The sequence below is a fragment of the Streptomyces sp. NPDC029216 genome (genome assembly GCF_040648015.1).
Taxonomy (GTDB): Bacteria; Actinomycetota; Actinomycetes; order Streptomycetales; family Streptomycetaceae; genus Streptomyces.
The window spans coordinates 1-9,332 of the sequence record NZ_JBEZWL010000208.1; the positions used below are offsets into that span (position 1 = coordinate 1).

The following is a 9,332-nucleotide window of genomic DNA, read 5'->3' on the forward strand; positions in this document are numbered from 1 at the left end:
CCGGCCCCGGCCCCGGCCCCGGAGCCAGCCCCGGCCCCGGCCCCGGCCCCGGCCCCGGAGCCAGCCCCGGCCCCGGAGCCAGCCCCGGCCCCGGAGCCGGTGGCAGTGAGCGCGGACGCCCGAGGGATGTAGGGTCACTGACCGAGGGCCTGAACGTTCCGAACGAACAGCTCGAGGTCAGTGCGGCGGCCAACAGCCGGCTCGTGAACATCACCAAGGACTACATCGGCTCCGACCTGGAGACAGCCCAGTTGGTCAGCACGTCGAGACCGCGACGAACAACCGCAGAATGCTGCTGGCCCGCGCACTCGGAACGTGAACCGCGGGCTGCTAGCCTGCCCGCTTGACGCAGGTCAGGTCCGTCGCCGGCAGCTTGCCGGTGGCCAGGTACCGGTTGACCTGGTCGTCCACGCACGCGTTGCCGTAGCGCCCGAAGAGGGCGTGCCGGTTGGCGCCCTCGAGGGTGACCAGCCTGGAGCTCGGCAGCTGCTTGTGCAGCTCAACGCTTCCCTTGTACGTCGTACGCGGATCACCGGTGGCGGCGACGATCAGGGCAGGGGCATCGCGCCGCACCCGGGTGGGCTCTTCGCGCGGCGAGTCCCAGAAAGCGCACGGGTTGATGTTGTTGGTCAGAGCGCCGAACAGCGGGTGCGCGATGCGGTTGCGCTCGATGTCCCGCCAGTAGAGCTCGGGATCGCGCTCGGCGGCCACGTCCCCGCAGATGACGGCGGACTGCGCGCCGGTGGGCTCGCCCTCACCGCGCAGCACGTACCGGAGCTCCGGGACGAGCATCGGCGGCACCGTCGTCGGCCCGCCCTCCGCGGCTTTGGCCAGTACGGAAAGCAGCTCGCCGAACGACGCCCGCGCCGGGGCGGTGTCGTCCGCGATGCCCGAGAAGAGGAGGAGCGGCACCTGGCTGTCGTCGATCCGGAAGGCATCGGCGCCGACGCCGATGGTCAGCGGACCGCGCGCGGCCGCCGCGACGATGCGGTCGACGGCGGCGAGCACCTCGGCGCGGCTGCGGCCGAGGCCGTAGGTGTCGTGGTGCTCGGCGGCCCAGGCGGCCCAGTCGGACAGCGCCTTCTCGTTCTCGCGCTCGGTTCCCTTCAGCAGCCGGGGGCGGTAGTCGCTCGGGTTGATCGCCCCGTCCAGCACCATCCGGTCGTGGCGGCCGGGGAACATCTGCGTGTAGACCGTGCCCAGGTAGGTGCCGTACGAGTAGCCCAGGAAGGAGATCTTCCGCTCGCCGAGAGTGCCGCGGATGACGTCCATGTCGCGGGCCGTGTTGCGGGTGGTGATGTGCGGGAGCACCGCGGCGTCTGTGGCCCGGCACTTGTCGGCCACGCTCTTCTGCAGGGCGACCTGGCGGTCGAAGCCCGCCCGGTCGGCGCCGGCGGACAGCCAGGTCATGCCGACGGGCAAGCCACAGTCCAGCGCGGTGCTGCGCCCGATGAAGCGCGGGTCGAAGCCGACGATGTCGTAGCGCGCGCCGACCTCCTTCATCGACGCACGGGCCTGCGGCGGGGAGTGGAGCGCGGGACCGCCCGGACCGCCGTTGTTGAGGAGGATCGCGCCGATGCGGTGGCGGGTGTCGGTGGCCTTGAGCCGGGAGATCGCCACGGTGATCGTGCGCCCCCGGGGGTCGGCGTAGTCCAGGGGCACGGTCACGTCGGCGCACTGCACGCCTGCCTGGTCCAGATCGCGGCCCGTGGTGTCGTCGGCGCCCTTGATGCAGCTGCCCCAGCCGAGGTGCTGGCGGTAGTACCGGTCCAGTCCGGCCCCGGAGCTGTCCTGGGCGGGGATCTCGGCGGCCGTGGCCAGGACGGGGGAGGACGTGAGGCAGGCGGCGAGGGTGAGGCCCACGGCCAAGGCGCGGCGTGCGGCGGGGCTGACAGAGGTCACGGGGTCTCCTTGAGCATCGTCCGCTTCGTGTGATCGCATGCCCCGAGGCTAGGAACCCGCCCTGGTACGGCACATCACCCGAGGGCACGAGGACCCCGGTCCTGTCCACCCCTGGTCCGGGACCTGCGTCCCGGACCGGTCTCCTCCTCCGGGAGGAGACCGTCGGCGAGGCTGCGCTGAGGGCCGTCCCGGCCACGCGCCTGCCGTAAGGGGAGAGCGCCACGCTGGCATGCTGTCAGGAGTTCTTCGGCTCCAGAGTCGAGACGATCCTGTGTCTGCTTCCCAGATCTTCTGTGAATGGGTGTCTTGGTGGCACTGGTTGGGTGTCAGCGGGGATCGAGTGGGTTGTGCCTGATCTCTCTTTGGTGTGAGTTGTGATCTTGGCTGTCGTGGGGTGACCAGGCTGTTGCCGTGAGCCGCGTAGCAGCAGGGCGGGTGGCTGTCATGGGGTTGCCCATTCCTGTGTGCGGCCGGCCGGGGCCGGGTTGTGTTGGTGGGTATGGGTGAGGGCGGCCGGTTGGCGCGGGGTGTGGTGGTCCGTCGGTTGTTGGCGGTGGATCAGGGGCCGGGGTCGATGTCGTCGCTGCATGTGCGGGTGATGGCGGAGGCTGCCGGGGTGACGGTTCGGACGGTGTGGCGGTGGCTGTCCGAGGCGCGGGAGGGCCGGTCGGAGCCCGCGGCGCGGCAGGGCGGGTTCGGTCCTGGCGGAGGCGGGTGGGAACGTCGCTGCGCTGTACCGGCGGCTGACGGAGGACGGTTCGCCTTCGCAGGCGAACGCGCCGTCGTTGGGGACGTTGCATCGTGTGGTGCAGCGGGATCTGCGGGCGGGGCGGGTGTTGGAAGTGGCGAGACCATCCCCGAATCGGGTTGAGGCCGGCCGTTATGCCCGGGTCCTGGCCGAGTTGAAGCTTGAGCGGGGGGCGAGGAACACACCGGTCCGGCCCTGGAGTCCTAGCTCGGACACCAGCCGCAAACCAGCCGGATGATCACGTGTTCGCGCAGCATCCTCATGATGGTGGCGGGCGAGGGGTGCTGGCCCTTCTTTGCGCCGGCGGTGATGACGAGGCGCTTGGCGATGTCGCGCAGGCTCATCTCCTGATCGTGCAGGTCGTTTTGGCGAGGACGTGGCCGTCGGTGCGCGCCTGGTCCGGAGCCACCACGACCCGGCCGCCGCGGAGCAGCGGCACGAGGAGTTCGAGTGCGGAGATGTCGAAGGAGAAGGTCGTCAGCCACAGCAGGGCGTCCTCGGCGGTCACCTCCAGTTCTCCGGCGAAGTGGTGGTTCACCAGGTTCGCCAGGCTGCGGTGGCTGATCCGGGTACCCTTCGGGCGTCCGGTCGATCCGGAGGTGTAGATCAGGTAGGCACAGGATTCCGGTTCCGGCAGTTCGCAAAGGCGGGCTCCGCCACCGCACCCTCGGCCTGGGGCCGCGGCGCGAGCAGTGGCAGGACCGCGGCCGCTGAATCGGCCGGTACCAGGGCAGGGTCGTCCGCCAGCACGATGCAGCGCTATGGACAGCGGTCGTGCGAGCCGGGTGGAGAAGTTCTCCGAGAAGATCCGGGTGACCCCGGCCTTGCCGAGTGAGTCGAGTTGTGCGTCGAGGGACTGCCGGGCGGTCGAGGCGCGGGCGTAGCGGAGGCGGACTGTCCGACCGGTTCGGCGCCGGAGCGCACGGGCCGGGGTTGTTCGGTCCACGCCGAACCCGGCTTGCGTACGGCGGGAGTCGGCGGGCTCAGGGCCTTGGCGAGTTGGGGCACGAGGCGGAAGCGGGCGGTGTGGCTACTGGATCGCCACCCTGTCCTTTCCCGGTCCGGCACGGGGAGCCCGCCGGGGCGGCGCAGGTGGACATCGGGCAGCCTTGCGATTCCACACGCTTGAAGTCGTCGCTCACGACCCCGGACTGCTTCATGAGGGTGTTTCAGGCGTCCAGTCGTTTGCGACGACTCATGAAACATGATCGCCGCAGGTGGACCGCCGGATGATCGCGTGCTGCACGAGCGACCGCCCATGAAACAGGCTGATCCTTCTCCGAGCTAATAATAAATGAGTCACCATTTATTAACGTGTAGAGTCGATCCCGGGAGGAGGACCTCATGCCACGACCACGCACCATCAGCGACACCGAGCTCCTCGCCGCCACCGCCCGCGCCATCGGGGCCCACGGCCCTGGAAAGCTCACCCTGGCGCACGTCGGTGTCGAAGCGGGAGTCTCCCCGGCGACGCTCTCGCAGCGTTTCGGGTCCAAGCGGGGCCTGCTGCTGGCGTTCGCCGCGGACGCCGCCGCGGATGCTGCCGCGCCCTATCGGAGGGCTCGGGCCGCGTACGACTCACCCCTGGCGGCGCTACACGCCGCCACCGACGAGTTCGCCGGTCACATGTCCACCCCCGAGGAGATGGCCAATCACCTCGGCATGCTCCAACTAGACCTCTCCGATCCAGAGTTCCGGGTTCATGCCGTCGAACGCACCCGCGCGGTCGATGCGGCAATGCGAGAGCTGCTCACCGACGCCGTCGCGAAGGGCGAGCTCCCGTCCGGCATCGACGTGCCGCGGCTGGCGCGCGCCGTCCAGATCACCATTGACGGCTCCCTGCTGCGGTGGGCCCTCACTGGCGACGGCGATCCCGCCGCCCTTCTCCACGACGACCTCGACCACCTGCTCAGGAGAATCCCGTGACCTTCACTGCCACCGTGTTCATCGGCACCAGCCTCGACGGTTACATCGCCCGCCCCGACGACGACATCGAATGGCTGACCTCGCGGGGCGAGAAGGCCGGCGACATGGGCTTCTTCGAGTTCCTCGACTCGGTCGACGCCGTGATCATGGGCCGTAACACCTACGACAAGGTCATCGGCTTCGGCGAGGAGAACTGGCACTACGGCGACCGCCACGTCGGAGTCCTGAGTACCACTCTTCCCGAGAATGCCGACCCGCGCATCACCGTCTACCGCGACGTGGACAGCCTCGTCACCGACCTCGACAAGCGCGGGATCAAGCACGTCTACCCTGACGGTGGACGCCTCATCCAGAGCTTCATCCGTGCCGGACGCGTCGACGCGTTCATCATCAGCGTCGCCCCGGTCCTTATCGGCGCCGGTCACCGTCTCTTCGGTGAGCTGACCGAGGACATCCCGCTTCGCCTGGACACAGCCGCCGACGTCGGCGGCTTCGCGCAGCTGCGTTACACCGTGGAGAAGTAGCGGTGCATCCATGCGGGCCGGTGATGCTGTATGCGGGAACGGGAGTGGTTGCGGCGACCGCCGCAACCAGCTCGTCCTCGCGGTTGGTGTGAGCGAGTGCGCCCATTGCGTGGCCTCGTTCATCTGGAGGTCGGCGAGGTCCTGGAAGGTGGTCATCGCTTGTCCGCAGCGGATGGCTCGGCGATATCGACGGTGGCGCGGGGTCGGGGCACGGCCGCGGCTGGCACCAGGTCAAGGCACTTGCGCGGTCAGGCCGCGCCGGTCCTCACCGCCCAGCTTCACAGGTGAGAGGGCGATCACCGAGCCGGTGTCCCTCGCTGGCCAGCTGGGATGCGCGGCGGGCCAACCATCGCGCTCAGGGGTCACCTGGCGGCCAGATCCCTCCGACCGAGCACCACACCTGCCCTGAAGCGACCACTTCCATGCTCAGAGCCCCCAGTCCACGAACGTGTCCGTGAGCAGGACGATGAAGACGAAAGGACCAATAATCCCGCAATGCACCCGCAACAACCCTTCGCTGTTTCCCATTCAGGAGACGGCGGGTTCTCTTCCTCCCGCTTAAGCTCAGGATCCACCCGAACCGGCAGACCGGAAGGGGCGATGGACGCGGGCGACCGCCGGCCTACTACCCGTCGATCAATGTGCTCGAGGCTGACTTGGACGCTGTCGTCGCGGTGCCCCCGGCCGGGCACGTCGCGGGCCTCTGGGCCAGAGTGGGCTTCAGCCCCGGTGTCAAAGCGCCGTCCAATGAGTGACTGCGCGGCATCGTGAGTCTCACCCGGGACCTCAGCGATGCGGAGACCGCAGACCTACACGACCAGGGGGTCAACATGCTCCGCACGTTCCGCCAGACCGGTCCCATTGTCTTGGGTGCCCGCACCCTCGCCTCCGGCTACGCCGCCGACGCCGTGTAGTAGGGCGCTGCGGCTGACGGCCCCGCCGGGCCCCTCGGACGGTTGACGACGGCCGTCATGCCGGTCGAGTCTGGCCGACCCTGGAGAGGGGGCAATCTGAGGGAGGCCCCTTAGATGGTGCTCAGACCGCCGGTGGAGCCGATGCTGGCGCAGGCCGCAGAGTCGGTGCCGGGCCCTGCCGCGCTGCGCGCGGGGGTGGCGTACGAGTAGAAGTTCGACGGTCACCGGGCGCTGCTGTTCACTCCGATGAGGCGTTGCAGCGCCGGGCGGCCGCCCGCAGTCGCGGAGCCGCCGCCCTGGCCGCGAAGCTGCCGGCCCACTTCGTGGCGTTCGACGTCTTGCAGCAGGACGGCCAGGAGCTGCTCCACCTGCCTTACGCCGACCGCCGCGCCCGCCTGGAGAACCTGTTCACGGAGCGCGCTCCGACGGCCCCCGGGACGCTGTGCCCGATGGCGACTGACCTGGCCACAGCCCGGGAGTGGCTGGAGACCTGGACGGACGTGTCCGGCGTCGAAGACATCCTGATTAAGCCCCTGACCAGCCGCTATAACCCCGCGTATCGCGGGTGGACCAAGATCCGTCGGCGGGATACCACCGAAGCGATCATCGGCGCCATCACGGGCACCCTTGCCCGCCCCGGGCGCCCCTGGACGGGCGTCAGGTTCGCCTCGGCGTGGGGGAGCCGTGACGTCCTGGACGTCACGCTGGTCCGCCCGGACCTGGTGGCGGAGTTCAGCGCCGATCGGGCCGTTGACCAGGGCATTTTCCGTCACCCACTCAGGTTCCGGCGGATCCGCTTGGACGTGACGGCGGGCGACGTTCCGCCCTTCGGGCAGGGGGCTGTCGCGGCGGCGGGCTGAGTACGCGACAGGGGGCCGGTCCCCTGCGCAGGCTGGCGGTCAGCTCTGGAAACGGTCGCGGGCCTCGTCTGCGGCGTCCTCGAGCTGCTCCTGCCCCTGCCGGGCGCGCTCTTCGGCCTGCGGGCGGCGCTCCGAGACTTCGTCCTGCGCGCCTGCCCTGGCCTTCTGCGCCTGGTCCTTGAGCTGTTCTGCCTTGTCCTGGAACTGGTCCTTGATGCCCATGGCTCTCCTCGGAGTCGGGTTCGGGGGCCTTTCCATGACCTCATATCCGCCGACCGTCGCCCTGGCTTGAGCCGTCCGGGTGGTGCGGCGGGGGTGTGACCTGGCGCTCGTGGGGCCGGGCTTCGTGTCCCCCACAGGGGTGAATCCGGGCCTCGCGTACGCGTAGGCGGCTTATGGGGTGTGATCCCAACTCGCCCCAGAATCAGGGCTATTGACAACAATCAGGATCTTTCACCATGTTTCCGGCGCGACCCGATCGTCGGGCCGGTCGATGTGCGATCGGAGACGATTCATGGCGCGTTCGGTACGTGAGAGCTACGACGAGGGGCAGGCTGCGCGCCGGCTGCGGGTGCCTCTGGCGGCCTGGCGGTGGGCGGCCGGTACGGGCCTGGTCCCGCCGGCCGACGCCGGCCCGAGGGTGGTGGTCGCGGGCGGTGGTGGAGGCCGCCGACCCGGAGCAGCTGCGTGCGGCCCTGCGGGGTCCCGTGGGTGCGGGGGTGGCGGCGGACCGGTTGACGGAAGTTGGGGGAGCCGTTGCGGTGCCGGCCGCGGGTGACCGCGGCGGCGGTCGGCCACCTCGCCGGGGCCGGTCTGCTGGTCCGACGGAGTTCTCCGACGTTCACCCGGACCAGGTGACGGCCCTCGCGCGCCGCCGGGACCTGCCGGCCCCTCCTCGACCGGCACGTCCCCCTCGGCCCCGACCAGGTCGCCCGCCGCCTCGGCGTCCGCCCCCTGGTCGACTGGCGGGCGGTGTACGCCGCCCGTGCGGGCCGCCGCTCCCCGTTGCGGTGGCGTGGGCACAGATGGGTGACAAGAGGAGTGTTGCGGGGGGAAGCCGGGAAGGCCTGCGGGGGAATTGACTGCACTACCGGAAAGGCCGTCATGCGTCGTCTCGCTGCTGTCGTTCTCGCAACTCTCGCGTTTTTTGGCGTTCTCGCTGTGCCGGCCAGTGCCGACACAGGTCTGAGTGTCGGTCCGATCTCACTGGGCTTGCCGGGTGCCCCACAGTTTGCGCAGCTCCGGGGCTTGGACATCAATGTGGGCAGGCTCCTGGGGTAGGCGGCGGCCTGGTCATGGCCTGCACCTCACCCGGATCGAGCAGCGCGCCGCACCACCAGACCTTGGCCATCAGTACTTGCTCAGGTATATCGCCAGCCGTCCGGTCAGCTCCCCCTTCATCGACTCCGGTCGGCTCGGTGGAGATCGACAACAAGCACCACGGCGGCGTCACCACCGTCCCGCTGTACTCCGCCGAGGACGTCGCCCCGCTCCCCGTCGTCCGCCCCTCGGTGGACTGGCGGGCGGTGTACGCCGCCCCTGCGGGCAGCCGCTCCCCGCTCGCCGCCCTCGCCCCAGATGTCCCGGGCCAGGACAGGGCGCTACTCGCGGAGGCGGCACGGATGGCCCGGGTGGGCCGGGCCGCAGTGGTGAACTGGCGCCGCCGGCACTCCGACTTCCCCGCCCCGACCACCGGCACGGAGGTACATCCGCAGTTCGACCGGCCGGCGGTGGTCGCCTGGCTGCTCGCTCACGACAAAATCGGCGTGCCCGTGGGCATGCCGTCGGCCTCGCTGGTCGTGGTCGGCGCCGGGCGCCGTACGGTCCGGTTCCGGCTCGATGGCCCGCACCTGGTCCTGGCCGACGACGCCGAGGGGGAGGACGTGTTGTCCGGCTGGTCCACGGATGCGGACGCCGATGAGCTGGCGGCCTTGTCGGCGGGGGAGTTCGGGGCGTCGGTGGGCCGGCTGACTGCGCCGGGCACGGTCCCGTTGGCGGTGCTGGGGGAGGTGCGGGTGATCGAGCGGTTCCGTTCGGGGGTCGGTGGCCTGCGGGTGACGCTGGCGTGGCCGGCCGGCCTGCGGGGCGCTGCCACGGAATGGGCGGCGGGCGGGGTGGTTCGGCACGGGTGCCGTTCGCCGGCTCGGCGGAGGCGTGCGTGTGCCGCCGGTACGACTGCGGCGGCCTGGTCCCGTTGTCCTGGTGCGCCGAGCACGGGGATGCGGTGGGCCCGGTGATGGAGTGGCACCCCGGCGGCGGACTCCGCTGCGCAGAGCTGTCCCGGCGCTGAGCGGGCGGCCGTGGCTACGTGGGCCGCGTCGGGAGGCCAGCACCTGGTTTGAGGGCCTGCTGCTGGGGTTGACTTACTGATCGTTTCAGAATGAGTTGAGCTGCGGGCCTTGTGCTCGACGATCTTGGTCGGCAGGGTGTCCAGAGTGCGTGCTGATCTTGTTCCTGA

At 70.2% G+C, this 9,332-nt stretch carries 8 protein-coding genes; 4 read left to right on the forward strand and 4 right to left on the reverse strand.

The features are described 5' to 3' along the window. Nucleotides 1-330: 330 nt before the first annotated feature. The 3 genes from AB0F18_RS36605 to AB0F18_RS36615 all read right to left on the reverse strand — a co-directional run bounded on the left by AB0F18_RS36605 (nucleotide 331) and on the right by AB0F18_RS36615 (nucleotide 3,596). Nucleotides 331-1,902, reverse strand: coding sequence for an alpha/beta hydrolase (locus tag AB0F18_RS36605; RefSeq protein ID WP_362069026.1), 1,572 nt, complete (start codon nucleotides 1,900-1,902; stop codon nucleotides 331-333). A 951-nt stretch (nucleotides 1,903-2,853) separates the two neighbouring features. After that, the gene (locus AB0F18_RS36610; RefSeq protein ID WP_362069029.1) at nucleotides 2,854-2,994 is read right to left on the reverse strand and encodes a hypothetical protein; all 141 of its coding nucleotides are present in this window, start codon (nucleotides 2,992-2,994) and stop codon (nucleotides 2,854-2,856) included. Further along, nucleotides 2,991-3,596, reverse strand: a complete 606-nt coding sequence (locus tag AB0F18_RS36615; RefSeq protein ID WP_362069032.1) for an AMP-binding protein — start codon at nucleotides 3,594-3,596, stop codon at nucleotides 2,991-2,993. Before AB0F18_RS36615 ends, AB0F18_RS36610 begins: the two co-directional genes overlap by 4 nt. A gap of 398 nt (nucleotides 3,597-3,994) precedes the next feature. On the opposite strand from AB0F18_RS36615, the gene AB0F18_RS36620 reads away from it, so the two are divergent. The 3 genes from AB0F18_RS36620 (at nucleotide 3,995) to AB0F18_RS36630 (ending at nucleotide 6,874) form a co-directional block, all read left to right on the forward strand. Next, nucleotides 3,995-4,576, forward strand: coding sequence for a helix-turn-helix domain-containing protein (locus tag AB0F18_RS36620; RefSeq protein WP_362069035.1), 582 nt, complete (start codon nucleotides 3,995-3,997; stop codon nucleotides 4,574-4,576). Then, nucleotides 4,573-5,100, forward strand: coding sequence for a dihydrofolate reductase family protein (locus AB0F18_RS36625; RefSeq protein WP_362069038.1), 528 nt, complete (start codon nucleotides 4,573-4,575; stop codon nucleotides 5,098-5,100). The genes AB0F18_RS36620 and AB0F18_RS36625 overlap by 4 nt, the downstream gene beginning before the upstream one ends. Nucleotides 5,101-6,268: 1,168 nt before the next feature. Then, nucleotides 6,269-6,874 (forward strand): hypothetical protein, encoded by a 606-nt coding sequence (locus AB0F18_RS36630; protein ID WP_362069041.1) that lies wholly within the window; start codon nucleotides 6,269-6,271, stop codon nucleotides 6,872-6,874. Between the two features lie 39 nt (nucleotides 6,875-6,913). Here AB0F18_RS36630 and AB0F18_RS36635 read toward each other — a convergent pair whose 3' ends face one another. Then, nucleotides 6,914-7,096 carry a hypothetical protein gene (locus AB0F18_RS36635; protein WP_362069043.1) on the reverse strand — a complete coding sequence of 61 codons (183 nt, stop codon included), beginning with the start codon at nucleotides 7,094-7,096 and terminating at the stop codon, nucleotides 6,914-6,916. Between the two features lie 1,196 nt (nucleotides 7,097-8,292). Here AB0F18_RS36635 and AB0F18_RS36640 point away from each other — a divergent pair. Next, the gene (locus AB0F18_RS36640) at nucleotides 8,293-9,111 is read left to right on the forward strand and encodes a hypothetical protein (protein ID WP_362069046.1); all 819 of its coding nucleotides are present in this window, start codon (nucleotides 8,293-8,295) and stop codon (nucleotides 9,109-9,111) included. Nucleotides 9,112-9,332 lie beyond the last annotated feature (221 nt).